Annotated in this window: 26 protein-coding genes and 1 tRNA gene; 16 read left to right on the plus strand and 11 right to left on the minus strand. The window is 64.2% G+C overall.

Annotated features, from left to right (window positions below):
- Positions 1–259 precede the first annotated feature (259 nt).
- Positions 260–781 carry an OsmC family protein gene (locus GRX66_RS02235; RefSeq protein ID WP_159525067.1) on the plus strand — a complete coding sequence of 174 codons (522 nt, stop codon included), beginning with the start codon at positions 260–262 and terminating at the stop codon, positions 779–781.
- Positions 782–819: 38 nt separating this feature from the next.
- On the opposite strand, the gene GRX66_RS02240 is transcribed toward GRX66_RS02235, so the two are convergent.
- Positions 820–1866, minus strand: a complete 1047-nt coding sequence (locus GRX66_RS02240) for an alcohol dehydrogenase catalytic domain-containing protein (RefSeq protein ID WP_159525068.1) — start codon at positions 1864–1866, stop codon at positions 820–822.
- A 129-nt stretch (positions 1867–1995) separates the two neighbouring features.
- Between GRX66_RS02240 and GRX66_RS02245 the strand changes: the two genes are divergently transcribed.
- Positions 1996–3393: a uracil-xanthine permease family protein gene (locus GRX66_RS02245; protein WP_159525069.1), complete on the plus strand. Its 1398-nt coding sequence runs from the start codon at positions 1996–1998 to the stop codon at positions 3391–3393.
- A 36-nt stretch (positions 3394–3429) separates the two neighbouring features.
- Here the strand turns inward: GRX66_RS02245 and GRX66_RS02250 are convergent, their stop codons facing one another.
- Both GRX66_RS02250 and GRX66_RS02255 read right to left on the minus strand, forming a co-directional pair.
- Positions 3430–4194, minus strand: a complete 765-nt coding sequence (locus GRX66_RS02250) for a cyclase family protein (protein ID WP_159525070.1) — start codon at positions 4192–4194, stop codon at positions 3430–3432.
- Positions 4195–4370: 176 nt separating this feature from the next.
- Positions 4371–5570 (minus strand): CaiB/BaiF CoA transferase family protein, encoded by a 1200-nt coding sequence (locus GRX66_RS02255; RefSeq protein ID WP_159525071.1) that lies wholly within the window; start codon positions 5568–5570, stop codon positions 4371–4373.
- Positions 5571–5887: 317 nt separating this feature from the next.
- Between GRX66_RS02255 and GRX66_RS02260 the strand changes: the two genes are divergently transcribed.
- From GRX66_RS02260 to GRX66_RS02275, 4 genes are all read left to right on the plus strand, one after another.
- Complete coding sequence (locus tag GRX66_RS02260) at positions 5888–6652, plus strand: IclR family transcriptional regulator (RefSeq protein WP_159525072.1); 765 nt, start codon at positions 5888–5890, stop codon at positions 6650–6652.
- A 355-nt stretch (positions 6653–7007) separates the two neighbouring features.
- The gene (locus GRX66_RS02265; protein ID WP_159525073.1) at positions 7008–8222 is read left to right on the plus strand and encodes a molybdopterin molybdotransferase MoeA; all 1215 of its coding nucleotides are present in this window, start codon (positions 7008–7010) and stop codon (positions 8220–8222) included.
- A complete protein-coding gene (locus GRX66_RS02270; protein ID WP_159525074.1) occupies positions 8219–8854 on the plus strand; it encodes a nucleotidyltransferase family protein in 636 nt (211 codons plus the stop codon). The genes GRX66_RS02265 and GRX66_RS02270 overlap by 4 nt, the downstream gene beginning before the upstream one ends.
- 40 nt (positions 8855–8894) lie before the next feature.
- Positions 8895–9293 carry an acyl-CoA thioesterase gene (locus tag GRX66_RS02275; RefSeq protein ID WP_159525075.1) on the plus strand — a complete coding sequence of 133 codons (399 nt, stop codon included), beginning with the start codon at positions 8895–8897 and terminating at the stop codon, positions 9291–9293.
- A 60-nt stretch (positions 9294–9353) separates the two neighbouring features.
- On the opposite strand, the gene GRX66_RS02280 is transcribed toward GRX66_RS02275, so the two are convergent.
- Positions 9354–10094: a DICT sensory domain-containing protein gene (locus GRX66_RS02280; RefSeq protein ID WP_159525076.1), complete on the minus strand. Its 741-nt coding sequence runs from the start codon at positions 10092–10094 to the stop codon at positions 9354–9356.
- Positions 10095–10418: 324 nt separating this feature from the next.
- On the opposite strand from GRX66_RS02280, the gene GRX66_RS02285 reads away from it, so the two are divergent.
- A complete protein-coding gene (locus GRX66_RS02285) occupies positions 10419–10655 on the plus strand; it encodes a DUF7542 family protein (protein ID WP_159525077.1) in 237 nt (78 codons plus the stop codon).
- Between the two features lie 110 nt (positions 10656–10765).
- Here GRX66_RS02285 and GRX66_RS02290 read toward each other — a convergent pair whose 3' ends face one another.
- Both GRX66_RS02290 and GRX66_RS02295 read right to left on the minus strand, forming a co-directional pair.
- Positions 10766–11320 carry an NAD(P)/FAD-dependent oxidoreductase gene (locus GRX66_RS02290; protein ID WP_159525078.1) on the minus strand — a complete coding sequence of 185 codons (555 nt, stop codon included), beginning with the start codon at positions 11318–11320 and terminating at the stop codon, positions 10766–10768.
- A gap of 31 nt (positions 11321–11351) precedes the next feature.
- On the minus strand, positions 11352–11828 hold the full coding sequence (locus tag GRX66_RS02295) for an SRPBCC family protein (protein ID WP_159525079.1): 477 nt from the start codon (positions 11826–11828) through the stop codon (positions 11352–11354).
- 159 nt (positions 11829–11987) lie between these two features.
- On the opposite strand from GRX66_RS02295, the gene GRX66_RS02300 reads away from it, so the two are divergent.
- Positions 11988–13136: a pyridoxal phosphate-dependent aminotransferase gene (locus tag GRX66_RS02300; RefSeq protein ID WP_159525080.1), complete on the plus strand. Its 1149-nt coding sequence runs from the start codon at positions 11988–11990 to the stop codon at positions 13134–13136.
- 96 nt (positions 13137–13232) lie between these two features.
- On the opposite strand, the gene lrpA1 is transcribed toward GRX66_RS02300, so the two are convergent.
- From lrpA1 to GRX66_RS02315, 3 genes are all read right to left on the minus strand, one after another.
- A complete protein-coding gene (lrpA1, locus tag GRX66_RS02305; RefSeq protein WP_325063919.1) occupies positions 13233–13661 on the minus strand; it encodes an HTH-type transcriptional regulator LrpA1 in 429 nt (142 codons plus the stop codon).
- A gap of 251 nt (positions 13662–13912) precedes the next feature.
- Positions 13913–14851, minus strand: a complete 939-nt coding sequence (locus GRX66_RS02310) for a thiamine pyrophosphate-dependent enzyme (protein ID WP_159525081.1) — start codon at positions 14849–14851, stop codon at positions 13913–13915.
- A gap of 3 nt (positions 14852–14854) precedes the next feature.
- Positions 14855–16741, minus strand: coding sequence for a 2-oxoacid:acceptor oxidoreductase subunit alpha (locus tag GRX66_RS02315; RefSeq protein WP_159525082.1), 1887 nt, complete (start codon positions 16739–16741; stop codon positions 14855–14857).
- A 220-nt stretch (positions 16742–16961) separates the two neighbouring features.
- Here GRX66_RS02315 and GRX66_RS02320 point away from each other — a divergent pair, with 220 nt between their 5' ends.
- A complete protein-coding gene (locus GRX66_RS02320) occupies positions 16962–20258 on the plus strand; it encodes a PKD domain-containing protein (protein ID WP_159525083.1) in 3297 nt (1098 codons plus the stop codon).
- A complete protein-coding gene (locus GRX66_RS02325) occupies positions 20248–21183 on the plus strand; it encodes a hypothetical protein (protein ID WP_159525084.1) in 936 nt (311 codons plus the stop codon). Before GRX66_RS02320 ends, GRX66_RS02325 begins: the two co-directional genes overlap by 11 nt.
- A gap of 8 nt (positions 21184–21191) precedes the next feature.
- Here the strand turns inward: GRX66_RS02325 and GRX66_RS02330 are convergent, their stop codons facing one another.
- Positions 21192–21407 (minus strand): hypothetical protein, encoded by a 216-nt coding sequence (locus tag GRX66_RS02330; RefSeq protein WP_159525085.1) that lies wholly within the window; start codon positions 21405–21407, stop codon positions 21192–21194.
- Between the two features lie 25 nt (positions 21408–21432).
- The gene (locus GRX66_RS02335; protein WP_159525086.1) at positions 21433–22464 is read right to left on the minus strand and encodes an Mrp/NBP35 family ATP-binding protein; all 1032 of its coding nucleotides are present in this window, start codon (positions 22462–22464) and stop codon (positions 21433–21435) included.
- Between the two features lie 140 nt (positions 22465–22604).
- Here GRX66_RS02335 and moaA point away from each other — a divergent pair, with 140 nt between their 5' ends.
- From moaA to GRX66_RS02365, 6 genes are all read left to right on the plus strand, one after another.
- Entirely contained in the window at positions 22605–23642 is a 1038-nt protein-coding gene (gene moaA / locus GRX66_RS02340; RefSeq protein ID WP_159525087.1) for a GTP 3',8-cyclase MoaA, read from the plus strand.
- A gap of 189 nt (positions 23643–23831) precedes the next feature.
- Positions 23832–23914: transfer RNA gene (locus tag GRX66_RS02345), tRNA-Ser, on the plus strand.
- A 21-nt stretch (positions 23915–23935) separates the two neighbouring features.
- Positions 23936–24454 carry a 30S ribosomal protein S13 gene (locus GRX66_RS02350; RefSeq protein ID WP_159525088.1) on the plus strand — a complete coding sequence of 173 codons (519 nt, stop codon included), beginning with the start codon at positions 23936–23938 and terminating at the stop codon, positions 24452–24454.
- The gene (locus GRX66_RS02355; RefSeq protein WP_159525089.1) at positions 24454–24966 is read left to right on the plus strand and encodes a 30S ribosomal protein S4; all 513 of its coding nucleotides are present in this window, start codon (positions 24454–24456) and stop codon (positions 24964–24966) included. The genes GRX66_RS02350 and GRX66_RS02355 overlap by 1 nt, the downstream gene beginning before the upstream one ends.
- 6 nt (positions 24967–24972) lie before the next feature.
- Positions 24973–25356, plus strand: a complete 384-nt coding sequence (locus GRX66_RS02360; RefSeq protein ID WP_159525090.1) for a 30S ribosomal protein S11 — start codon at positions 24973–24975, stop codon at positions 25354–25356.
- A gap of 3 nt (positions 25357–25359) precedes the next feature.
- Positions 25360–26103, plus strand: coding sequence for a DNA-directed RNA polymerase subunit D (locus tag GRX66_RS02365; protein WP_159525091.1), 744 nt, complete (start codon positions 25360–25362; stop codon positions 26101–26103).
- Positions 26104–26140 lie beyond the last annotated feature (37 nt).

Consider the following 26140-nt stretch of genomic DNA (forward strand, 5'->3'; position numbering starts at 1 on the left):
CCGAGCAAAAACAGCGTCATCCCGAACCCGGCCAGCCCGGGGTCGACGCCGCGCGCCAGCAGGCGCGCGACGGCAGCGCCGTAGCTCCCGACCGCGAGTCCCATCCCGAGCAGCCCGACACCGAACACGGCCAGCGCGCGGCGCGGCAGTTCGTCGCTCACGCCAGCGACTCTCTCGCGGGGGGCCAAAACAGTTCCCGCCGGCCGCGAGCCCCGCCGGTGGCCGAACCGTTTTCCGAGTCCGACGACAGACCCATTGCATGACACTCGACTGGGACCTGCAGGACGCCGTCTGGGAGGAGTTCGAGCTACTGGCAAACGCCGAGGACGTGCCCGTCGGCGAGAACCGCGTCGAAACCGAACTCCTCGAGAACTACCACGGCCGCGGGCAGGCGCGGGACTTCGAATTCGAGTCCGACGAACCCGCGTCGATGGCCGGAGGCGAGGACCACGGGCCGCGGCCGCTGGAGTACTTCCTCGCGGGGTTCGCGTTCTGCCAGCAGGTCCTGCTTGCGAAGCACGCGCTGGCGACGGGCGTCGAACTCGACGACGTGAACGTCGAGGTCGAGGGCGACGTCGACCCGCGCGGGGTCCTCGGCGTCGGCGACGTCGAGCCGGGGTTCGACGGCGCGCTCCAGCAGGCGACCCGCATCGAGAGCCCCGCGACCCCGCGCGAAATCCGCGACCTCGCGGAGACCGCGGAAGCGCACTGTCCCGCGCACGCGTCGCTGGCCGTCCCGGTCGACCGTGATCTCTACCTCAACGGCGAGCAAATCGCGTAAATCGCCCCGGAACGCGCGCTCGAGGCGGCGCCGTCCGGTCAGGGTTCGAGAATCGTCGTGCCGAACGTCTCTCCAGAGCGCAGCGCCTCGTGAACGCCGGCAACCTCGTCGAGGCTCGCGGTCTGCGTGTAGTCGACTTCGATCCGGCCGTCGGCGAGTAATCGTGCCGCGCGCACGACCTGGTCCTTCGTGGCGAACCGCGAGCCGACGACGCTGGCTTCCTTCACGACGAACTCCTTCAGCGGCGGCGCGAACGACCGTTCGTGGTGCGTGGTGAGCGTGACGAGGTCGCCGCCCATCGCCATCGCCGCCCAGCCGTCGCGAATCGTGTCCACGTCGCCGACGGTGTCCACGACCACGGTCGGGCCATCGGCGTGCTGGGTCGCCTCGCCGATGCGCTCGGGGAAGTCGTCGCCGCGCGCGTCGATGGGCGTGACCGCGTCCGGCGTCACCGCGTCGACGTGCGCGAGTCTGTCGTCCCGGACGTCCGCCGCGAGCACTCGAGCGCCCCTGCTGGCCGCGAGTTTGGAGAGGTGGACGCCGATGCGGCCCGCCGCACCGATGACGAGGACGGTGTCGTCGTCGCCGACGTCGGTGCGTTCGCTGACGTGCAGCGGCGTCGCGAGGCCGTCTGCCGCGACTGCGCCGTCGGCGAACGTAGCGTCGTCGGGCAGCGGCAGGACGTTCGAGGCGGGAATCACCGTGGACTCGGCGTAGGCGCCGTCGCGCTGGACGCCGAACCAGCCGCCGAAGTTCGTGCACTGGTTGTCGTCGCCGCGCCGGCACCGGTCGCACCGCCCGCACGTCAGGTAGAAGTACGAGAGCACGCGGTCGCCGACCTCGACGTCCGCGACGCCGGGGCCGACGGCGTCCACGACGCCTGCAAACTCGTGGCCGGGAATCCGCGGGGTGAGACCCGGGTCGTCGCTGAGGCCGCCCTGTACCGCGTTCTCGATCGTGCGCGTTACGCCGCACGCGCGGACGTCGACGCGCACCTCGCCGGCGTCGGGCGTCGGTTCCTCGACTTCCCGCACGGTCAGGTCGCCACCCCACTCGTCCAGCACGACTGCGTCCATCGTTGACATACCACGACTGTTGCCGCCGGGGGAGTTAGCGTTTCGGACAGCGGCGAAACGTCAGACGAAAATTCTATCTTGAAACCGATCTAATATTTGTTACAAATTTTTATTTAGGGTAACTCCATGGAGTCCGATATGCCACGCGACAACGAGGCACACCAACGTACCGACGGCGGGAGCGCGCTCGTCGAGTACGGCATCGAAGACAAACCGGACCTCGAAGAGTCGGTCCCACTCGGCATCCAGCACCTCCTCGCGATGTTCCTGTCGACGGTCGCGTTGCCGCTTGTCATCGCGGGCGCCATCGGTCTCGGCCCCGACGACACCGCGTTCATCGTCCAGATGGCGCTGCTGGTCGCCGGCGTCGCCACCATCGTGCAGGCGTACCCCATCGGGCCGGTCGGCGCGCGCCTCCCCATCGTCATGGGGACCAGCGCCATCTTCGTGGCGCCGCTCATCGACATCGGCGGCGAGTTCGGCCTCGCCGCAATCTTCGGCGCGGTGCTCATCGCCGCTCCCGTCGAAGTCGTCATCGGCTACTTCTTCGACGACGTCGAGGACTTCTTCCCGCCGCTGGTCACGGGGATCGTCGTCATGCTCGTCGGCCTCACCCTCATCCCAATCGCCATGCAGTACTCCGCTGGCGTCCCGGGCACCGAGACGTTCGGGAGCATGGAGAACCTCGGCCTCGCGGCGCTCGTCCTCGTCGTCGCGCTCGTCGTAAACCAGTTCTTCGACGGCTTCCTGCAGTCCTCGAGCGTGCTGGTCGCCGTCGTCGTCGGGTACCTCGCCGCGATTCCGCTGGGTCTCCTAGACCTCTCGGGCGTCGCCGGCGCGGCGTGGTTCTCCATCCCGACCCCGCTCAACTACGGCCTCGAATTCCAGCCCAGCGCCATCATCCTCGTGGCGTTCGCGTACGTCATCACTGCGATGGAGACCATCGGCGACATCTCCGGCACCACCGAAGCCGTCGGCCGCGACCCGACGACCGACGAGACGAAAGGCGGGCTCATCGCCGACGGCGTGATGTCCGCGTTCGCCGCCGTGTTCAACGCGTTCCCGAACACGTCGTTCAGCCAGAACGTCGGCCTCATCTCGTTCACCGGCGTGGCGAGCCGGTTCGTCGTCGCCATCGCCGGCGTCTTCCTCGTGGTGCTCGGGCTCGTGCCGAAAGTCGCCGAAGTCGTCGCTGCGATGCCCAACCCAGTGCTCGGTGGCGCAGCCATCGTCCTGTTCGGGATGATTATCTCCATCGGCCTCCGCATCATCTCCCGGGGCGCCGAACTCAACCGCCGCAACCTCACCATCATCGCCACCTCCCTCGTGCTCGGCGTCGGCGTCGAGTGGCGCTCGGACACGCTCGCACAGCTGCCCGACGACGTCCAGATCCTGGCGACGTCCGGCATCATCGTCGGCGGCGTCGCCGCGCTCGTGTTGAACGCCGTGCTCCCCGAGGAAGTGCCGCCGGTCGGCGAAGGCCCGGTCGGCGAACCGGTCGCCGGCGAGGACCCAGAGGAAGCACTCGACGACTGACCGCGACCCGCCGCGAAAAATTGCTGCCCGCGTCCGCTATGCTTCGGTGAACGCGACGACCCGGGAGACCGAGGACTCGCCGCCCCGGAACCGCCACGGGAACGTCCCGATCTGGCAGCGTTCGTTCAGCAGGTGTTCGGGTACCTGCGCGTTCTCGACGTGGACGATGCCCTCCGGGAACAGCTCGGTGTGCATGAGCTGGTAGCCCTCCGGCGGGAAGATCTCGTCGAGGTCGTCGACGCCGTGCTTCTCGCGGGCTTCCGCGGCGAGCTCCGGCCGGACGTCGCGGACGACCGTGTTCATCGGGTGGTCGGCGCTCCCGCAGTCCAGGATGAGGTAGTTCAGTCCCTTCTCCTTGCACCAGTCGGCGAACTCCTGATTCGGTCCGGGGTGCTTGCAGAAGAACTTGTGGGGGTCTGCGTCTTCCTTGTGCCAGGCGTACTTCTGGTAGCCGGTGTGGATGAAGAGGATGTCGCCCTCCTGGACGTCCACGACGTCCTCGATCATGTCCGACGTGTAGACGTCGTAGTCGCCGACCTTGTCGGAGATGTCCGCGACCACGGCGTCGCCGACGAGTTCGTCCAGCGGCATGCTCTCGATGTCCCGGCCGTGAGCGACGAAGTGCTTCTCGCCGTCCAGGTGGGTGCCGGTGTGGTTCATGAACTCGATCTTCTGCCCGTTGACTTTCTCGGTGTCCAGTGACTTCTCGTACCAGACTTTCGGGTTGTCGTACGTCGGCCACGCAGGCGTGTCAGCGCACCACGGCTGCGTCAGATCGTGCATTTCGTAGCCGTCCAACATGCTCCTACCGTCGCGGGTCTCCCTCTTAACGGTTGGCCATCGGGCAGCAGACAGGGGCCACTACGGAATGTTACCAAGACTTTGCGCGGAGCGAGGCGGCACCAACGGCCTGGCGGAGACGCTGGCGCCACCCTGACTCTGGGGGAACGCGCGACCGCCGGACGGCCGGAACGGAGTTAGTCCTCGCCGAACACGCCGGCGTCCGCGAGTTCGTCGATCTCGTCGGCCGAGTAGCCGAGTTGCTCGAACACCTCGCGGTTGTGCTCGCCGAGTTCCGGCGGCGGCGACTCGAAGCCGCTCTCGCTGTCCTCGTAGTTCAGCGGGTGCTCGATGACGGGAATCGTCTTCCCGCGGGCCTCCATCTCGGTGACGACGCCGCGGGCGTCGGTCTGCTCGTTGTGGAGCGCGTCGTCGACGGAGTAGACGGGGCCGGCAGGTATGCCGGCTTCCTCGACGAGCGCGTCCATCCACGCCTCCGTCGTGCGCTCGCGGAGTTCCGCCTCGAGTTCCGCTTCCAGTTCGTCCATCTGTTCGACCCGGTCCGCGTTCGTCTCGAAGCGGTCGTCCTCGAGGAGGTCGGGACGCCCGATGGCGTCGCAGAACTGGGTCCAGAGCTTCTGGTTGAGGCACGCGACGTTGATGTGGCCGTCCGCCGTCTCGAAGGTCTGGTAGGGTGCGAGAACGGGGTCCTTCGTCCCCATGCGTTCGGGTTCCTCGCCGACGAACGCCTTCCCCGCTTGCTTCGTGAGCCACGGGAGCGTGGCGTCCAGCATCCCGAGTTCGACGTAGTCGCCCTCTCCGGTTCGCGCGCGGCGGTACAGCGCACCCATGATGCCGAACGCCGACCACATCGCGGTGATGAGGTCGGTCTGCGGGAGGCCGACTTTCACTGGCTGGCCGTCGGGTTCCCCCGTCACGGACATGATGCCGCTCATGCCCTGGATGAGGAGGTCGTAGCCCGGTCGCTGACTCCACGGGCCGGTCTGGCCGAACGCCGAAATCGCGCAGTAGACGACGTCGTCGTTGACCTCGCGGATGTCGTCGTAGGCGACGCCGAGTTTCTCCGCGGTCCCGGGGCGGTAGTTCTGGATGAAGACGTCGGCTTCCTCTGCGAGGTCGTACAGCGCCGCCAGCCCCTCGGGCTTCTTGAGATTGAGTTCGACGCTACGCTTGTCGTAGTTCACCGTCCAGAAGTACGGGGATTCGCCGTCCACAAACGGCGGCCCGGAGTGGCGGTTGTCGTCGCCGACCCCGGGGCGCTCGACTTTGATGACGTCCGCGCCCTGGTTGGCGAGCATCAGTGAACAGAAGCCACCCGTGACGAACGTGCTCAAGTCCAGCACCGTCACTCCGTCGAGTACGTGTCCATCGTTCATCGTTGGCCACCACGAGGACGCGCGGCTTAAATCATTGCCGTGTCGGCGAGACTGGGCCACGAGCAGTCGACCGACCACTCCCTGGCGTTCAATGATACTGAACAGCTTCGAGACCCGGCGCGTCCAGCATTTCGGCCGTTCGGGGGACAGACCGATTATACGGGCCATTTCATGCAAGAACGCGTATTGTGCCATGTTACCACACCGTCCGGCGATACTGATTTAACAGCAAGTTATGCCCCGGTTCCAGGACGAGCGTTCTACCCAGGTGAACGTAAGAATTACAATGATGAACGCAGAGATACAGACGACACACGATGACCGACTCCGGAACCCCCGCGGTGAAGTCAGTCGAGACCGCCTTCCGCATCATCGAGGCGCTGCACGAGCGCGGCGGCGCGGGCGTCACGGAACTGGCGTCCGCGCTGTCGTTCCCGAAGAGCACCGTCCACAACCACCTGCAGACCCTGGAACGCAACGAATACGTCGTCAAAGCCGACGACACGTACCGGGTCGGCTGTCGGTTCCTCGAACTCGGCGCGCACGCCCGCGACCGCCGCCCCATCTACGAGGTCGCGCGTCCCGAGGTCGACCGCATCGCAGAGGAGACCGGGGAGCTCTCGGGCGTCGTCGTCGAGGAGCACGGCCGCGGCGTGTTCCTCCACCGCGCGAAAGGCGAACGCGCTGTTCACGTCGACACCTACGCCGGGAAGCGCATCTACCTCCACGGCGCCGCCCTCGGGAAAGCGATTCTCGCACACCTCCCCGAGGAGCGCGTCGACGAGATCGTCGACCGGCACGGCCTCCCGGCACTCACCGAGAACACCATCACGGACCGCGAGGAGCTCGCCGCTGAACTCGCCGCCGTGCGGGAGTCGGGCATCGCGTTCGACGACGAGGAGCGCCTCGAGGGACTGCGGAGTGTGGGGGCCGCCATCACCGGATCGAACGGCGAGGTCCTCGGCGCAATCAGCGTCGCCGGCCCGACGACCAGGCTCCGCGAGGACCGCTTCCGGGAGGAACTCCCCGCGGCGGTCCGCAGCGCCGTGAACGTCATCGACCTGAACGTCACGTACTCGTAGTCGTGACGACCGTACGTCCGTAACGGATATGTACCAGTTACTCGACTGTAACTTAGAACTACCAGGTTCATTAGCTTTCCGAGGCTTCTTCGCCCGAAGTTCGGAAACGCAAAGACAAGCCCCAAAAACCACTAATACACCATTTTCTCTCCCAGTTGGTGAAACTGGAATCTTGTGGGAATCTTAGGCCCAAAGGTGCAATAGAGCCATTATCCAGGCCGTCTCAGCTGTATATACACTACACCACCTGGATCCGTAATATCAATTTGAAATACTATCTCTACGTCCGATATCGGATTTTTCGCGGGTCGGGTCGAGAGCAAGACATTAACACGCGGCCGCCTGTCGTGTTGGTATGAGCCACGACCACGCGGACATGCTGTGGCGCGCCGAGGCAGTCGAGCGCGTGCTCGACGTCCGCGAGACGGCGCTCGCGCGACTCGGCGTGGAGCCGGTGCCGCTGGACGAGATTGCGGGGCGGGTCCTCGCCGAGCCCGTCGTCGCACAGCACGACGAACCGCCGCACAGTTACGCGACGATGGACGGGTTCGCGTTCGACGCAACCGAGGACTACCCCTTCGAGGTGGTCGACAGGGAGGTGTTCCCAGAGGACGACCCCGGCGAAATCGGACCCGGGGAGGCCGCCCGCATTGCGACCGGTGCGCCGGTACCGCGTGGGGCGAACGCCGTGCTGAAAGTCGAGGAAGGCGTCGTGGAAGGCGACCAACTAACGGGCGCCGACCTCGACCCGGGGACGTACGTCTACGAGCGCGGGAGCAACGTAGCGGCCGGCGACCGCCTCTTCGAGGCTGGCGAACGCCTCTCCCCGAAGGACGCGATTCTGCTGCGCGACCTTGGCGTCGAGGAAGTCGACGTCCGCGAGCGATTCTCCGCGGGCGTCCTCGCGACCGGAACCGAGATCCACGAGGGGACCATCAGCGACCTCGACTCGCCGATGTTGGCGGGTCTCGCGGAGTCCTGGGGCCACGACGCGGTCTTCGAGGGGAGCGTCCCCGACGACTACGAGACGGTCGAGGCCCGCGTCGCAGAACTCGCGGACACCCACGACGTCGTGGTGACGACGGGCGGGACGAGCGTCGGGAAGAAGGACTACGCGATTCGCGTGCTGGACGCGCTCGGCGACGTCCGATTCCACCGCGTCCGCGTGCGACCCGGGAAGCCGATTGCCGTCGCGGACCTCCCGGACTACGACGCGACGGCGTTCGCGATTCCGGGGAAGCCGGTGGGCGCACACGTCATCACGTCGCTGGTCGCGCGGCCGTTTTTCACGGGCCGAACGGACCTCCCGACGGTCGGCGCGACACTGACCCACGACGTGGGTCTGGGCCCGGAGGGCTTCGAGTACGCAATTCCCGTCACGCTCGCCGACGGCGAAGCGACGCCGCTGGGCCACGTCGACTCCCCACTGTCTGTGTACGAGGACACGTTCGACCCGAGCGTGCTTTCCTCGAGCACGCGCGCCACGCGTGCAGACGGGTTCGTGCTCACGCAGTCCGAGCTGGCCGCCGACGCGAACGTCCGGGTGGTCCCGTACCCCGCAGTCGAATGACGCTCCCAGTCGTCGACCCGCCGGCGGACTCGCCCGGCGACGCGGCCGTCGCCGGCGTCCTGCTCGCGGCCGGGACGAGTTCGCGGTTCGGCGACGAGAACAAACTCCTCGCGAACGCGAACGGCGACCCAGTCGTCCGGGAGAGTGCCCAGACCCTGCTCGACGCGGGCCTCGACCCAATCCTGGTCGTGGTCGGCTACGAGGCGGACCGCGTACAGAACGCCCTCGAGGGCCTGGACGTCGAGTTCGCGTCGAACCCCGACTACGAGTCCGGGCAGGCGTCCTCGGTTCGCGCAGGTGTCAGGGTGCTCGCCGACCAGGAACGCGACGCCGACTTCGCGGTCGACGCGGCGGTGTTCGCGCTCGGGGACATGCCGTTCGTCGCCCCGGAGAGCGTCCAGCTGCTCGTCGCCGCCTACGAGCACGGAGCCGGAACGGCTCTCGCTGCTGGCTACGCGGGCGAACGCGGCAACCCCGTGTTGTTCGACGCCCAGCACTTCCCAGCGCTCGCCGGCCGCGAGGGCGACGTCGGCGGCAAGCAGGTGTTGCTGTCCGCGGACGACGCCGCCGTCGTCGAGACCGGTGACCCGGGCGTCCGACGTGACGTCGACCGGCGCGAGGACCTCGCCTGAACCGCGGGCGTTAACCACGCGGCGGGCGGACGTTGCGCCGATGACCGAGTTCGGGTTCACGCACACCGTCGACGTTCGCTACCAGGACTACGACATGCTCGGCCACGTGAACAACGCCGTCTACCTCACGTACCTCGAGGACGCCCGCAGCGCGTACTTCGCTGAGCGACTCGGGCTGTCCTTCGGCGACATCGACATGGTCGTCGCGCACCTCGAAGTCGACTTCCGCGCGCCCGTCAAGGACGCCGACGAGGTGGACGTCGCCATCGCCGTGACAGACGTCGGCGACACCAGTTTCACGATGGGCTACGAGGTACGTGACGGCGACACGGTCGCCCTCGAGGGCGAGTCCGTGCAGGTGACCGTGGACCCCGAGACTGGCGAGAGCCGCCCGATTCCCGAGGCGTGGCGCGACGCGTTCGGAAGTCCGACCGCGTGACCGTTCGGGGCGCCCGTTGGACGGACCGGCGGTCCCGATGTTCGACACTGCCGGGAGTCGCTATCCCGTCGGCGGGAACGCCCCGAGTCGTGCCAGAATCACGTCGACGATGTCGGCGTCGAACGTCCAGAACCCGTAGAACTGGTCTGCGTGGCGTTCCTCCGCGAGCAGCGCGCGCTTGTGTTCGTCCGTCGGAGCGTCCAGCACAACGAACCACGTCTTCGTAATCTCGGGGTCGTCGTACGCATGAACGATGTGTGCGTCCGTCGACACGTCCCAGTCCGGTTCGCCGTAGATGTGGGTGTCGACGCCGGCCTCGGCGAGACGCTCGTAGAGCCAGTACTGCGGGCGGAGATTCGACAGTCGCTGGAACCCCGAGTGGAGCGTGCCGCCGTACCGGCTCGCTGACGCCTCGATTTCCCGTGACGCTGTGATCATGCGCGCCCGCCCGTAGTTCGTGAACACGGACTGGTCGATCTCACGCAACACGTCGGGGTACTCGACGTTCTCGGGGTCCGAGACGCTCAACAGCGGCGAGTCGGGTCGTACCACCCGATAGATGGATTCGAGGTCCGACGCGGCCAGGAACTCGTCGTCGTCGTGGAGCACGACGAAGTTCCGGGGATGCCCGTCGTCAGTTGCGGCGCGGCGCAACTCCACAGTCTGGACCTCGAAGTACGACCTGACGGCCCCCAGCACCGACTGCGGGACGTCGTCGTTGTAGAAGGTCAACGTGAGCGTTCGCTCGTCGACCCGGCACACGATGTCCTGGAGGTCGGGGGCAGCGTTCCCGTCAGCCATCAGTTACAGCCGGGACCATTGTCGTCGGTCACTATAAAGCCGCGTGGCGGGGAACGTCCTGCCGGAACCTCGCCAGTCAGCTCGACCGACCGAACCCCCGCCAGTCAGCTCGACCGGCCGGTCGCGGTCACGCGGATGCCGGCCGGGACGCCGCTGGGCTCGACGTATTACAGCGCCCACTTTACGACGGTGTGTCCGTGACAGTCGGGACCCTTCCGTCGACTCACGGGGACGACTCGCCTGCCGGCAGAATTGTGGATGTGCTCCCGGCACGCTCGCAGCGAACCCGCGAGATTATGCCCGCTGAACGACTACCGACACGTGATGACGGGGCAGTCCGCGACAGTGACCTGCGGCGCCTGCGAGTACGAGGAGTCCTTCGACCGGCTGGGCGACGCGCGCGCCGCCGTCCAAGCCCACCGGGCGGAGACCGGTCACGACCCTACGTGGGAGATCCAGTCGGTCGCCGCCGGCGTCGAGACCGCTGGCGCCGACGCCGGCGTGTGCGGGCGTCCCGCGTGCACGAACGAGGACTCGCCGCTGTACCGCGACGACTGCTAATCGCCCTGAACAGCGACGACCGCTACCACTGCGACGGGATTGGGAACTGCGGGAACTGGTACTGCAGAGAACGAGGATTCTGTATTCGCGGCCGCTCGGCGCCGAATCGGCTACTCGGCGTCGGCCGGCGTGTCGAAGTCGTGGAAGTGCTCCCCTTCCTCCTTCGAGAGGATGTCCAGCGCTGCGGCGGCGCCGTCGCCAGCGGAGATGACGGCCTGCCACTCCTGGTCGCGCACCATCGCGCCGGTGGCGTAGGCGTCCGCGACGCTCGTCTCCATGTCGACGTCCACGTCGACGACGTCGTCGTCGAAGTCAGCGCCAAGGTCCTCGGCGAGGCTTCGGTCCGCGCCCGTGGCCAGCACGACGTAGTCGGCGTCGTACTCGCCGTCTTCGGTGGTGACGGTGAACCCCTCACCTGACTCGGCGACCCCCGTGACCGCCTCGCCCTGCTTGCGGGTGACCCCGAACTCGTCCACCTGGTCGCGGGCGTCCTCCACGAACGCCGTGCCGTCCCTGGATTCGACGCCGAGGTAGTTGAACAGGTGGGCCTTGTGCATCCACGTCTCGTCCGTGTCGAACACAGTCGTGTCGAGGCCGTTCTTCGCTGCGAACAGTGCGGCACTCAAACCGGCGGGGCCGCCGCCGACGACAGTCACCCGTGACATAGGCGAGTTATCGGCCGGACCGCCGATAAATCTACGCGTCCTCGAGAATCTCGCGGGTTCGACGGTGCCGGAACCGGAACATCGGCTCGAGGACGAGTCCCGCCACGTCGTCCGCGACGCCGCCGACCGGCGTCCGGTACTCGACGTGGTCCCGGATCAGCGTCTCGTCGTCGTCCCCGTACAGGAGGTGGGTGTGCTCCCACTCCGGGAACGGCCCGTCCTCCATCACGTCCACGAAGTACGCGGTGCCGTCGCCCTCCTCGCGTTCCACGATGCGGGACACCCAGGTCTGACGCGGTCCGACGGCGAACGGCCGTACGGACGCGCGAATCCGCGTTCCGGCCGTCAACACGTGCGAGTCGACCTCCCCGTCGGGCCGCTCGATCGCCTCGATGCGCAGGTGCAGCCAGTTCGGGGTCAACGACCGCAGTCCGTCGATCGTGGAGTGAAACGACCAGGCGTCGGCCAGCGACGCGTCGACTCTGAGTTCCCGCTCGAAGGTGGCCATACTACCCGTTGGCGACCACAGCGCAAAACTCCGACGGCAGTCAGCCACGGACAAGTCCCTGGCAACCGCGCGAACCGCGCCGGATTGGGCGCCAGGTCCGCGTCGGCAATAGTTGACGACCGATGAAGGGTTATACCCGTGAGTGCCTTCCCACGGAGTATGCCCTCGGAGCGTGCGACCCAGACCACGCCCTTCGCGGCGATGGATGTGCTCGAACGGGCCAGCGAACGCGACGGGGTCGTCCACATGGAAGTGGGCGAACCCGACTTCCGGCCGCCAGCAGCGGCAACGGAGGCAGCGGTCGCAGCGCTCCGCGCAGGCGACGACGACTACGCTTCCTCGCGGGGAATTCAGTCCCTCCGGGACGCGATCAGCGACTACTACGACGACACGTACGGGGTCGACGTGCCGGCGGAACGCATCATCGTCACGCCGGGGTCGTCGCCAGCGCTCCTGCTCGCGATGCTGGCGACCGTCGATCCCGGGGAGGACGTCGTGCTCACGGACCCGCACTACGCCTGCTATCCGAACTTCGTGCGGCAGGCCGACGGGAACGTCGTCACCGCCCCGCTGGACCCGGAAGACGGGTTCGAACCGAACGTCGAGGCGTTCGCGGACGTGGTCGACGACGACACCGCCGCGATGCTGCTGAACTCGCCCGCGAACCCGACTGGCGCCGTCACGAGCGGCGACAAACTGGAAGCGCTCGTCGAACTCGGGGCCGACACGGACACGACGATACTCTCCGACGAGGTGTACCACGGCCTCGCGTTCGACGCCGAAGAACACTCCGTCCTGGAGTACACCGACGACGCGTTCGTCCTCGACGGCGTCTCGAAGCGCTACGGGATGACCGGGTGGCGTCTCGGCTGGGCGGTCTGCCCGCCTGAGTACGTCGACGCAGTCAACCGCATGACCCAGAACGTGTTCATCTGCGCGGCCCCGTTCGTGCAGGCCGGCGCGGAAGCCGCCATCCGCGAGGGGACGGACTGGCTCGCAGACGTCCGCGAGGAGTACCGCGAGCGCCGCGACCTGCTCGTCGACGCCGCCGAACGCTGGGGGTTCGACGTCGGCTACACGCCGGAGGGCGCGTACTACCTCCTGCTGGACGTCTCGGACCTCCCCGGGGACGCCTTCGACGTCGCCGACGTCTTCCTCGAGGACGCCGGCGTCGCGATGACGCCCGGCCCCGACTTCGGGAGCGGCGCCGAGGACTACCTCCGCGCGTCGTTCGCGACGAGCACCGAGGACGTCCGGGAGGCCATCGAGCGCATCGACGCGCTCTTGGCGGAAGCGACGACGACGTAACCGGGCGGATTACCGTCCGGCCGCGAGATCGGAGCAGCGAAGTGCCGGCGGCGTCGCTGAGCGGATACGTGCGGTCCGCTGGCTCGGCCGACGACGTTACTTGAGTCGTTCCTGGAGAAAAGACGGATGCGCGGCCGTCACACCCTCGATACCCTGTATTTTCTCGCTGATTACCTCGCCGAGTGCGTCGCCGTCGCCCGCGCGAACTTCCGCCATCAGCATGTGGTCGCCGCTGGACGTGTACAGCGCGTGGATCGCGTCGAGGTCCTTCAGTTGACGCGTCGCCTGCACGTACCGCTCGGAGGCCACGTCGATGCCCACGAGTGCGATGCTCTGGCTGGAGAGTTTCTTCGGGTCGACGTCCGCAGAGTAGCCGACGATGACGCCCTCCTCTTCGAGTTTGTCGATGTACTTCCTGACCGTGGGCTTCGAGACGTCCGCGCGAGCGGCGATGTCCGCGTACGACGCCTGCGCGTCCTCCTCGAGTGCGGCGAGGATTCGGTCTTCCGTCGATTCAGTGCTCACACCAACCGTTTTGGTGCCTGCGAAAAAATATCTTCCGAATCAGTAAGTACTGCGTGAGCGACGCCAAACGCCCGCTCGATACAGACACAGTCGACGTGTTCGTTGTCAACGACCGGGTCGGTGGCAGACGCTCTACCAAAGCAACCGATTCGGGACCGAGAGACGCGCCCACAGCGGCCGCTGCGAACGCGAGAAAATTGAGAGAACGGACCAGAGACCCGAGCTGACTGCGGTGACCCGCAGCGGCCGGGTTACTTGTGGCGGTCGATGAGGTCGTACGAGCGCTCCCACTCGTAGTCCTCGTCGAAGTACCGCTCCGCCAGGGGTTCATCGGGCATGTCACCGCGCTGTTGCTTCTCCGCCTGGTAGGAGTTGCGCTCGCTGTCCTGATAGTACCGACCGGTCAGGACGGTGCCCTCGTAGAGCTTGTCCTCGGTCTCGTACATCATCTCCGACGCCTCGCGTCGGTCGGTGACGTCGAAGTCGTAGTCGTCGGACTCCTGGACGTCGACGTACGGGACGTACTGCTTGGCGTCCTTGTTCCAGGTCGGGCACTGCGTCAGGAAGTCGATGTGGGAGAACCCGTCGTGCTCGATGGCCTCCACGATAATCTCCTGGGCCTGGTTCGGGTTGACTGCCGCCGTCCGCGCGATGTAGGACGCGCCCGCGGACAGACTCATCGACAGCGGCCGAACCGGGTCTTTCGCGTTCCCGTGTGGCTGGGTCTTCGACTTGTGGCCCTTCGGCGACGTCGGCGACGTCTGGCCCTTCGTCAGGCCGAAGACCTCGTTGTTGAACACGATGTACGTCATGTCGTGGTTCTCGCGGGCGGAGTGCGTGAAGTGGTTCCCGCCGATGCCGTACCCGTCACCGTCCCCGCCCGCCGCCACGACCTCGAGGTCGTGGTTCGCGACCTTCGCGGCGCGAGCGACCGGGAGCGACCGGCCGTGGATCGTGTGGAACCCGTAGCTCTCGAAGTAGCTGTTGAGCTTCCCGGAGCACCCGATACCAGTGCACAAAAGCACTTCCTCTGGGTCCTTGCCGAGTTCCGCCATCGCGCCCTTCAGCGCCTTTAGGACGCCGAAGTCACCGCAGCCCGGACACCACGTCGGCTGTGGCTCGATGCCGGGCGTGAATTCGTCTCGCTCGACGTCCCGTTCCTCGCCGATTGCGCTGAACGCTTTACTCATGGGTTAGTCACCTGCCGCAGGTTCGAGGGTGGTCTGCGCGGTCGGCTGCTCGCCGCCGCCGTTCTGTTCGATCTCCACTGCCTCGACGATCTCCGCGGGCTCGAAGGGGTTCCCGTTGTACTTCAGGAGACTCGAGAGCTTGGTGGCGACGCCCCCGACTTCCTTCTGGATCAGGCCGCGGAACTGCTTCGTCGAGGACATCTCCACCACGATGGCTTCGTCGACGCTGTCGACGAACGCCCGGACTTCCTCGACGGGGAACGGCGAGAGGTCGCTGACGCCCAGCGCCTTCACGCTGTTCCCGTTGTCGTTGAGTCGTGCGACGGCCTCCTCGACGGTGCCCTGCTGGCTGCCCCAGGCGATGAGGCCGAAGTCCGCGTCCTCGTCCCCGTAGACGACCTGCTGGTCGCGGTCCTCGAGGTCCTCGTGGATCGCATCGAGTTTCTCGAGGCGGCGCTCGACCTGCGCGGTGCGGTTGTCCGGGTCCTCGGCGATGTGGCCGGTCGGCCAGTGCTCGTTGCCGGACGCGAGATAGCGTCCCCCCTTCTGCCCGGGCACCGTCCGCGGACTCACGCCGTCCTCGACGTCGTGCTGGTAGCGCTCGAACTTCCCAGTGGCGTCGTGGGCCGCCTCCTCGATCTCCGCCTCCGTGAGCGTCTTCCCGAGGCTCGGGTTCGGCTCGCGGTCGAAGAACGACGCGTCCACGTTCCGGTACTCGCCGGAGAGCTTCTGGTCGTAGACGACGATGGCCGGGATCTGGTACTCCCAGGCGATCTCGAACGCCGTCCTGGTCTGCTCGTAGCACTCCTTGGGGTCGCTGGGCCCGAACGCCACCCGGTGGCTGTCACCCTGACTCGTGTACAGGATGTGCTCCAGGTCTGCTTGCTCGGGCTTCGTCGGCATCCCCGTCGAGGGGCCGGCGCGCATCGCTTCGAGCAACACCAGTGGCGTCTCGGTCATCTCGGCGAGACCGAGCGGTTCGGACATCAGCGAGAAGCCACCACCGGACGACCCGGACATGGCTTTCGCGCCAGCGTGGGAGGCCCCCACGGCCATCGCCGCCGCGGCGAGTTCGTCCTCCACCTGCTCGGAGATCCCGCCCATGTCGGGCAGGAGGTTCGTCATGATGGTGTAGGCGTCCGTCCACGGCGTCATCGGGTAGCCGGCGATGAACCGACACCCGGCGTCGATGGCCGCGTACGCGATGCCGTGGCTCCCCGAGACGAGGACCTGCTCCTCGTCGTGCTCGCCCGTCGGAACCGTCAGGTCGTGGGACTGGTCCATCGCGTTGACCTGCTCGTAGGCGTCGTGGAGGACTTCGAGATTCTGTTCGAGAATCTCGCCGCCCATCGCGTCCGACATCAGGTCCTCGATGTGCTCGAGGTCCATGTCGACGAGCGCCGCCGTGGCGCCGACGCCCGCGGTGTTCCGCATGACCTCACGGCCGTGCTCTTTCGCGAGCGCACGGAGGTCCAGCGGGTAGACGTGCCAGTTATTCTCCTCGACGCGCTCCTCGAAGTTCGGCACGTCTTCGACGTCCAGCAAGCCCTCGTCGTAGACGATGATGCCGCCCTCGCGGAGGTCGTCGAGATTCTCGGACAGCGGCTTCACTTCCTCGTCGCCGTAGACGGCGTGCTCGCTGGGGTTTCGAGCGAACGAGTCCCCGAGCGCGAGCAGGAAGTTGTAGCCGTCGCCGCGCGACGTTACGTTCCCATCCTTCGCCCGAATCTCCACGTACGTGTGGCCGCCGCGGATTCGGGAGGGATAGTGCCGATGCGTGAAGACGTCGAGTCCGGACCGCATCAACGCCTTCGCGAAGTTCTGGCTCGTGGAGTCGATTCCGTCGCCGGAACCCCCTGCCACTCGCCAGATGAGTTCGTCATCAGTCATAGTGTATCCTCTGGCCCGTGCTCGGACCGTTACCTGAAGTTGGAGGGGTCGACACTAAATCGTTTGCCATCCATTACCAATGGAAGATGATTAAGGACTGCCCCAGATTGCCGTCTCTCGACGGAATTCGGGGCGAACGGCCGAAATCGCGACCGCCATAATACCATATTTCTCATTCTGAAATTTTATATAGTAACTGGCGGATTCAACTATTCGTAGTGTGAAATCAGAGTGTCTGCTGGCAGCGGCCCTGGTCCTGACCGCCGCCACGACCCCAGGCATTGCTACCGCAAACGAATCCCCACTGGCCGACGCCGGCCTCGACCAGACGGTCACGCGCGGAGAGACCGTCTACCTCGACGGAGCCGGCTCGAGCGACCCCGACGGAACGATCGAGGGCTACAACTGGACGATCACCGGTGAGTCCGGTGACGCCACCAGCGCGACGTCGCCAGCGTGCCAGACGTGCGAGCGCACCCAGTTCCACGCGGACGCCACCGGCACCTATCGCGTCACCCTGGAAGTGACCGACGACGACGGTGCGACCGCGACCGACGCGCTGTTCGTCACCGTGGAACCCGGTGAGCCGCCGACCGTCTCGCTGTCCGGACCGACGCGAACCGAAACTGGAGACGCCAACCGATTCACGGCTGACGTCGACAGTGGTGCAGCACCACTGTCGGAACTCGTCTGGAGCGTCGACGGCGAGCCGATTGCGACAGAAGCCATCGACGGCGACGCCGATACCAGTACGCGACCGACGAGGTTTCCGACAGCCGGCACACACGACGTCTCAGTCGTCGCTTTCGACGAAGACGGCCAGCGTGCTGCCGACCAGCAATCAGTCGCAGTCACAGCCCCAGACTCCTCCACGGGGTCGTCTGGCTCCGGGAGCAGTACCGGGTCCGGAGGAACGTCCGGAGACGCCGACTCGACCGGTGCTATCACGGGTCCACAAGTTGTCACTGGGGACGGCAGACTCGCAGGTGACTACGAACTAACCACGAGCGGGTCGGCCGTCTGGATGCACAACGGACGCTCTGTCGCCAACGGAAACCAGGCGACGCTCTCGTTCGAGCCGGGCGACCACGAGCTTTACGCTTCCCACGACGACGACGTCGCCACGTTCCCCGACGGCAGCAGAACCGTCGTCGCAGACCCCGCTCCGGAACTCCAGGCTGTCGACATCGAAGAGAATCGCGTCGTACCAATCGACGTGCACGCGACAGACGCCTACGGGAATCTCCGTTCACTGACGATCAGGGTGGATGGCGAGGTCGTCGAGTCTGTCACCGCCGATGACCTTCGCGGTGGCGCCAGTGAGGAGAGCCTGAGCACCATGAAATACCTGAATGAACTGGAGCCAGGCGTCCACGTAGTCACCGTTAGAGCCCGCGACGCACGCGGCCAGACTGACGTGAAAGTCGAAACTGTGTCAGTTCCTGGCCCAGTAGAAGTGGTCTCTGCGGGCTTCGTCAGCGATGGCCCGCTGGACCAGTATCATCCAAGAATCGACGAATCTCGGTATACGGCAACGTACCAGGTCAAGGTGGACTTGAACGGCGTGGACCCTGATAACGTTGGGACTGAGGTTCGTTTCATCAATGCGGACTGGACATCTGAAGTTAGAACTTCCGAAAAAGAGGGGTATCTAATCGTAGAAAGAGATGCATATCAAAAAGAGATTCTGGATATCAAGGTAAGATCCAGCATAAATCCCAAGAGTGGGGTGAGATATTCCAGTCGGGATCGGGTCCACGTGACGCCGGCACCACCAGAAATCAAAATAGAAGTTGTTGATCCACAGAACGATCACTCTCAGCGACTGGGTATGGAACTGAATGCAAGAAAATCGTTTGACCCTGATTACACACCGACGGAATTCGATTGGTATGGTGTACAAGGAGGCCACCGGGAAACACCAAAAATTACACTGAATAGTTTCAATGCTGCGAGACTAAAAGTCGGGGATGGTCAAAACCAAACAGCTACAGTAACAAATCCGATTTCTTGGTTTGCGCCAAAGTTAGAAGATGCTTCAATGAAGGAAGATGGGCCATTCTATCCTAACGAAACAATCACCTTTTCCATAACGTCCGAGCAATTCTACCTCTCAAAGAATACCTACGAGGACCTTACCTCCTTCAGTTTACGTTCGGAATACGGCAAAGTCACCGGCCGAGAAAAATTTGAGGAGAAGAATGGAGAAATCAACGATCCGGACCCGGAATCAATGTCGAATTGGTACGAATGGCACATTGAAGTTCCAGCTCGATCGTTCCTTGACGACTCACCAACAGCTGCCACCTACCCAACGAATCACCCAAAGGTCGAATATTCTATCGCTCTCCCAGAACCCGTCGTATATTCACCTACTCGAACAGAGCTCAGGAACGAGACATCTTCCATCAAGTATAGAGTAGAACGACCAAAGTACACCAATCGACAAACACAGGAAAAGAAGATCCGTGATAACCTCCTCAGCGCGGGATACCACATCCATCGGGTGAGTGAGAACGGTTTAAAGTACAACCTCGAAGAACAAGTGAAGGTCCATGAGGCGAAATACGATGTCGAGCAACTTGAGTTCGATAGTCGTGGCCGGCTTGGCGATTTTCTGACAGTAAACACCGAATGGGAAAATGGCGGTTCTCAAATAGAAAGTGAGACAGTTACGAAGACTGTTGAAGAGTGGCGCTCAACCCGAAATGGGGATGGGGAATTCACCGGAGAAACGCGCCAAAAGCTCGTCCAAGATGGTACCTATGAAACGGAGAAGAAGTTCCAGTATGAGAAAAATGAGGAGTACCAGACTACAGAAACCTACACGCATACTTATACGACAACGAACACTTATGTAGAGTATTCTGAGCAGTGTGGCTCCTTTGGTTGTATCCAGTCTGGCACTACAGTTACTGAAACTGAGTATCACACAGAAACCAGGACAAGAACGGTAACAAAGTCGAGGACCATCCAGGACACTTATTGGTCCACCAGAGCGCGAAGTCCATCTCACGAATACACGGGCCAAAGTCGACAAATAACAATTCGAGAGCCAATATACGAACGACAATACAGGTTCAAGATCGAAAAAGAAGAAACAATCAGGGATCGAATCTATCTCGCGGAACACAAAGAGCTCGTTGAACGTGCAGAATACGAGTGGCAACACCGGGATTCGGTAAATGAGCAATTACACGCTGAAACTGCTGCGGCAGCAGAAAATGTCCGCATTAGTGACATAACGGCGACGAAAAAGTGGATTCTCCGCAAGCAAACAGGCACCCAGATTGGCACGACTACGAGTCTGAAGAGGGGTTGGGAAGTTTTGAAATCATTAGGTCGCAGTGAGGCTACGCTCGTACAGCATTATGCCCGAAAGGACACAAAGACAACTCCATCTTCCCGAACTCAGGAGGAATCAGTCATTGTAAAGCACGAAGAACCAGGGTTAATTACAGAACAAAAAATTAAAGAAATATTAGATCGGAAGATGACTGAAAAGTATGGTCAGTAAGGGACTAACGGTAATTTGGATCGCACTCCTCGCCTTAGCTAGTGTGCATTTTGTTCTTCCAGCCACAGCACACGCTGAAAACCCCTGCAAGGGAGCTGGAAAAGACAAAGTTATTGAAAAAAGTAATATTTCTGACTTCCACGTCGAATATCAGTTCCAATTCTCAGAAGAGTTAGAAAAATTCTGTGTTAAAGTCAAAAATAAGGGCGAGATGAATGCCTCTAGCGGCTTCAGCGCCTCAGCTGATAATATTGGCCTCAAACAAGAGAGTCCGATACTAGGACCAGGTGAATCGGTACTCGTCACTAAGAACGTAACTGAATACCTGAACGTAGTCAAAGATAACCATACCGTCAAGTTAGGAGCATATCAAGAGTTCTACTATTACAACTTCACTCGAGAGCTGAACGCAACTAGCTCCGATGTTCCGTCACCGTACATCAAAAATGTGAGTGTGATCCGAGACCAGGAGAACGACTCTACAGCTCTACGGGTAGAGACGTACAATCCCTCCAAGAGGGGATACGGGATGTACGTGCAAGTCGAGACATTCGGAACGGATGGCGAATACACGATCGCTGCACCCCAAGAGAACGAAACCCATCCGGTGACGATTCCCTTGAAGGAGTCCAGCGACGAAGTAGTTGCAGGGAAAGTCCGAATCTTCGACGAGTGGGCGGAGTCGGACGGCAAGTTCGACCAGAAGGAGTTCATAGCGAAACCCAGCGAGGACACGAACGCCTGGGACGACAACTTCGAACAGGTACCGGGAACCGTCGACGAGTACACCTATAGCAACGAAAGCGCCGAACAGTACCGCGAGGACTACGTCGACGAGGACGTGTTGTCGCCACTCGAGAAGCGAGTGGGCGCTGTGCTCTCCGTGCTGCTGGTGGTGGGTGCAGTGCTGTGGTGGCGTCGATAGGAATCGGGCTACCGCTCGATGCCGCCCTGTTCGGAGATCTGGAGAATGTTCCGCATGTTCAGGTAGACGTGCTGGGCGTCGACGTCCTCGGCTTCGTCGTAGATGTCGCTGACGCGGTGGACGAGCGCGGCGATGCGTTCGGCTTCCTCGGAGTCCTGCTCGCGGAGGTCGTCGGCGACATCGCGGAGGACGTCGCGCTTCTCGTGGTCGGCGGAGTCAGTCATAGTCGGTAGTGTGTTCGCCGCGTAATTAGTGGCTGGCGTTGCGCCTGTGGACGAGCCCGATCATGTCGGCGGTTTCGGCGACGAAGTCGCGGAACGCCTGCCCGGTCTGGTTGTCGTCGTCGAGGACGACGGGCGCGCCCGTGTCGCCGCCTTCGCGGACGCTCGGGTCGAGGGGGATGGAGCCGAGGAACGGGAGTTCGTTGTCGTCGGCGAACTCGCGGCCGCCGCCGCTGCCGAAGATGTCGTGTTCGCCGCCGCAGTCCGGGCAGACGAACGTGCTCATGTTCTCTGTGATGCCGAGAACAGTGGTGTCGTGGCGGCCGAACATGCGGAGGCCCTTGCGGGCGTCGTCGACGGCGACGTCTTGGGGGGTGGTGACGACAACGGCGCCGGTGAGCGGGACGGTCTGCAGGAGCGTGAGCTGGGTGTCGCCGGTGCCCGGTGGGAGGTCGACGACGAGGTAGTCGAGGTGCCCCCATTCGACGTCCTCGATGAGTTGCGTGAGGACCTTGTGGACCATCGGGCCGCGCCAGATGACGGGGTCGTCCTCGCCGACCATGAACGCCATGCTCATGAGTTTCATGCCGTGACGTTCTGGCGGGACGATGGTCTCGCTCTCGGTGGCCTGTGGGTGTTCGTCGGCGTCGACCATCCGGGGGACGTTCGGGCCGTAGATGTCGGCGTCGAAGAGGCCGACGCGTGCGCCGCGGTCGGCGAGGCCGGCGGCGAGGTTGACGGCGACCGTGGATTTGCCGACGCCGCCCTTACCGGAGGCGACGGCGATGACGTTCTTGACGCCGGGGAGGACGTCGTCGCCGGTGCGGTCCGGGATGGCCGCGGTGAGGTCGGACTCGAGGCCGGCGTCCGCGAGCACCTCCCGCACGCGCCCGGCGACGTCGGTCTCGGTCGGCGAGTAGGGCGCGCCGAGTGCGAGGGAGATGGTTACCTTGTCGCCGTCGACGTCGAGGTCGTTGACGAGGCCGAGAGAGACGATGTCGTCGCCGAGTGCCGGGTCCTCCACGTCCCGGAGGAGGTCCCGCACGTCGTCTTCGTTCATAGCCGCGAGTAGGGTGCGGTGCGCCGATAAGGGTTGTGACGAGTACTCGTGTCAGCGCCGCGGAGAGTGTAACCGTTTCAGGTTACGAATACGGCGTTTCCACCCACGGGCTTAAGCATCTGTACGTGTGACTCCCTGGCATGCTCTCGGACTCGTTCGGGCGCGAGGTCTCTGGCGTCCGGGTGTCTCTCACGGACCGGTGTAACTTCGATTGCGTCTACTGCCACAACGAGGGACTGGGTGACACGAGAGGGCCGATGGACGCCCAGGATCACGAGATGACCGCGGACGACGTCGTTCGGTTTCTGGAGGTCGCCGAGGAGTTCGACGTCGAGAAGGTGAAGCTCACTGGGGGTGAGCCGATGCTCAGGGACGACCTCGAGGAGATCATCGAGCGGACGCCGGATTCGATGGAGGTGTCCATGACGACGAACGGGACGTTCCTGCCGGGGCGGGCCGAAGAACTCGTCGACGCGGGCCTCGAACGCGTGAACGTCTCACAGGACGCGCTCGACCCGGAGGACTTCCACGCGCTCACCAAGAGCGGCGCCTACGAGCAGGTGCTGGAGGGCGTCAGGGCGGCCGTCGACGCGGGCCTGGATCCCGTCAAGCTGAATATGGTGGTGTTCCGGAAGACGGCCGGCTACGTGCCCGAGATGGTCGACCACGTCGCGGAGAACGACAGCCTCCAGTTGCAGCTCATCGAGTACATGCCAGAAATCGCGGGCCACCCGGAGTGGGCCGTGGACATCGACGACGTCCACGACTGGCTGGCTGAGCGCGCGGACCGCATCGAGCACCGTGAAATGCACGACCGGCGCCGGTACTGGGTGAACGGCGGTGTCTCGAGCGATGCGAGCGACACCTCGTCGGACTCGTCCGAGGGCGGGATGGTCGAAATCGTGGATCCGGTCGGCAACGAGGAGTTCTGTGCGAACTGCCATCGCGTTCGCGTGACGCACGAGGGCTACCTCAAGGGGTGTCTGAACCGCAACGACGACCTGCGGTCGATGGGCGACATGACGAAGGGCGAAATTCGCGAGGCGTTCCGGGAGACCGTCGACAACCGCGTGCCGTACTACGGCGAGTACATGGTCGAGGACGGGGACGGCGGCTGGGAGGTCAACGACGACTACATCAAGGTGTACGCCGACGGCGGTGCCGAATCAGACGACTGAAGCAGCACTCCAGCCAGCGAGTTCGGACGGCGTCCCCGCGACGTGGCGGAGTTTCGCGGTCGCTGCACCGGCGCCCGGACCCGCGACCTTTCGTGATGTTTAAGTACGGGCCGCGATTTCCTTTGAACGCAGTCACTGTAGGGGCGCCGGGTCCCGAGTCCGAGAGGGCGAAGATACACCCGAAAGCGTGTCGTGGTAGCCTAGCCTGGTCAAGGCGCAGGGTTGCTAACTCTGTGGCGTAAGCCTCCGGGGTTCAAATCCCCGCCACGACGCCTTTCCACAACACACCAATCATGAGTTCGGAAGAACAAGAAGCGGACGAGGATATTCGATACTTCGTCCGTATCGGTCAGACAGACCTCGACGGCACCAAAACCGTCGAGCGTGCCCTCGCGGAACTCGACGGCGTCGGCCGCCGAGTCGCGCGAGTCGTCGCGGAGCAAGCGGACGTAGACCGCACCGCGACGATGGGGCACCTCGACGACGACGCCATCGACAGCATCAAAACTGCTGTCAGCGAGTTCGCCGACAACGCGCCGGCGTGGCTCACGAACCGCCAGAAGGACTTCTACTCTGGCGAAACCCAGCACATCACTGGGAACGACGTCAACCTGACGCGCAGCCAGGACATCAACCGGATGCAGATGATCCGTTCCTACAAGGGCATCCGACACGAGCGCGGGCAGAAGGTCCGCGGTCAGCGAACGAAGTCCACTGGTCGCACGGAAGGGACCATCGGCGTCAACGTCGAGGCGATCAAGGAAGAACAGGCAGAGGAAGAAGCAGCAGCCGAGGGCGGTGAGGAAGAATAATGGCGCTCCCAGGCGAGAACACCAAGTTCTACGAGACGCCGAATCACCCCTACCAGGGCGAACGCATCTCCGAGGAGAGCGACCTCGTCTCCCGGTACGGCCTGAAGAACAAGGAGGAGCTGTGGCGCGCGCAGTCCGAACTGCGTAACTTCCGCCGCGAGGCACGTCGCCTCCTCGGCCGTACGGAAGCGGCCAGCGGCGATGAGTTCGTCTCCCGCCTCCAGCGCATCGGCGTGCTCTCCGACCAGGAGGGCCTCGACGACGTCCTGTCGCTCGACGTGACGGACGTCCTCGAACGCCGCCTGCAGACGGTCGTCTACCGGGACGGCCTCGCGAACACGGTCGGGCAAGCCCGACAGTTCATCTCCCACGGCCACATCACCGTCGACGGCGCCCGCGTTACGGAGCCGTCGTACACGGTGAGCGTCTCCGAGGAGGACGCGCTCGCGTTCGACGAACGAAGCGACCTCACAGACGAACTGCACCCGGCTCGCGCCGGTGCACAGGAGTAACACAATATGGCTGACGACACCAAATGGGGCATCGCGCACATCCACGCCTCGTTCAACAACACCATCATGACCGTCACTGACGAGACGGGCGCCGAGACGCTCGCAAAGTCCAGTGGTGGCTCCGTGGTGAAGCAGAACCGCGACGAGGCGTCGCCGTATGCCGCGATGCAGATGGCCGAACAGCTCGCAGAGAACGTCTTGGAGCAGGGCATCGAGAAGGTGCACGTTCGCGTGCGCGGCCCGGGTGGCAACCTCCAGCGTAGCCCCGGACCGGGCGCGCAGGCCGCCATCCGAGCGCTCGCGCGCGCCGGTCTCGAGATCGGTCGCATCGAGGACGTCACCCCCGTCCCGCACGACGGGACGCGCCCACCGAAGAACAGCGGGTACTAAGCCATGAGCCAGGACTTCGACGTCGAATTCATCGACCGCGACGACCGGGAAGCCCGGTTCGTCGTCCGGAACATCACGCCGGCGTTCGCGAACGGCATCCGGCGATCGATACTCGCCGACGTGCCGACGCTGTCCATCGACAGCGTGCGGTTCGTCGAGAACTCCAGCGTGATGTTCGACGAACAGCTCGCGTTGCGCCTCGGACTCGTCCCGTTGACGACGCCCGAGGACTTCGCGGAGGGTGACTCCGTCACGCTCGCGCTCGACGTCGAGGGCCCGGGGACGGCGTACTCCGGAGACCTGGTCTGCCAGGACCCCGAAGTCGAGGCCGCCGACAAGAACATCCCCATCATCGAGCTGAAAGACGACCAGCGCCTCGAACTCGAAGCCGACGCGGAACTCGGCTACGGGCGCGACCACGCCAAACACCAGGGTGGTGTCGCGGTCGGCTATCGACACCTCCAGCGCGTGAACGTCGTGGGCGACAGTCCCGAGTACGAGGACGAGGAACCCGAAATCCTCCGCGGCGTCATCGAGGAGGACGGCGACCTCGTGCCGACAGACGAGTTCGACAACGACCTCACGAACCGGTACCCCGGCAAGGAGGTCGACGTCGAGGACGTCTCCGGCGCGTTCGTCTTCCACGTGGAATCCGACGGCTCGATGCCCGTTAGCGAGCTAGTTCTCCGAGCAGTCGACTCCCTGGTCGACCGCGCGGACGAACTCGAACAGGCAGTTCAACTGTAACACCAATGTCCAATCCGACTCTTCGCACCGCTCCGGC

Source organism: Halobacterium bonnevillei (genome assembly GCF_009831555.1).
GTDB classification, from domain to species: Archaea; Halobacteriota; Halobacteria; order Halobacteriales; family Halobacteriaceae; genus Halobacterium; species Halobacterium bonnevillei.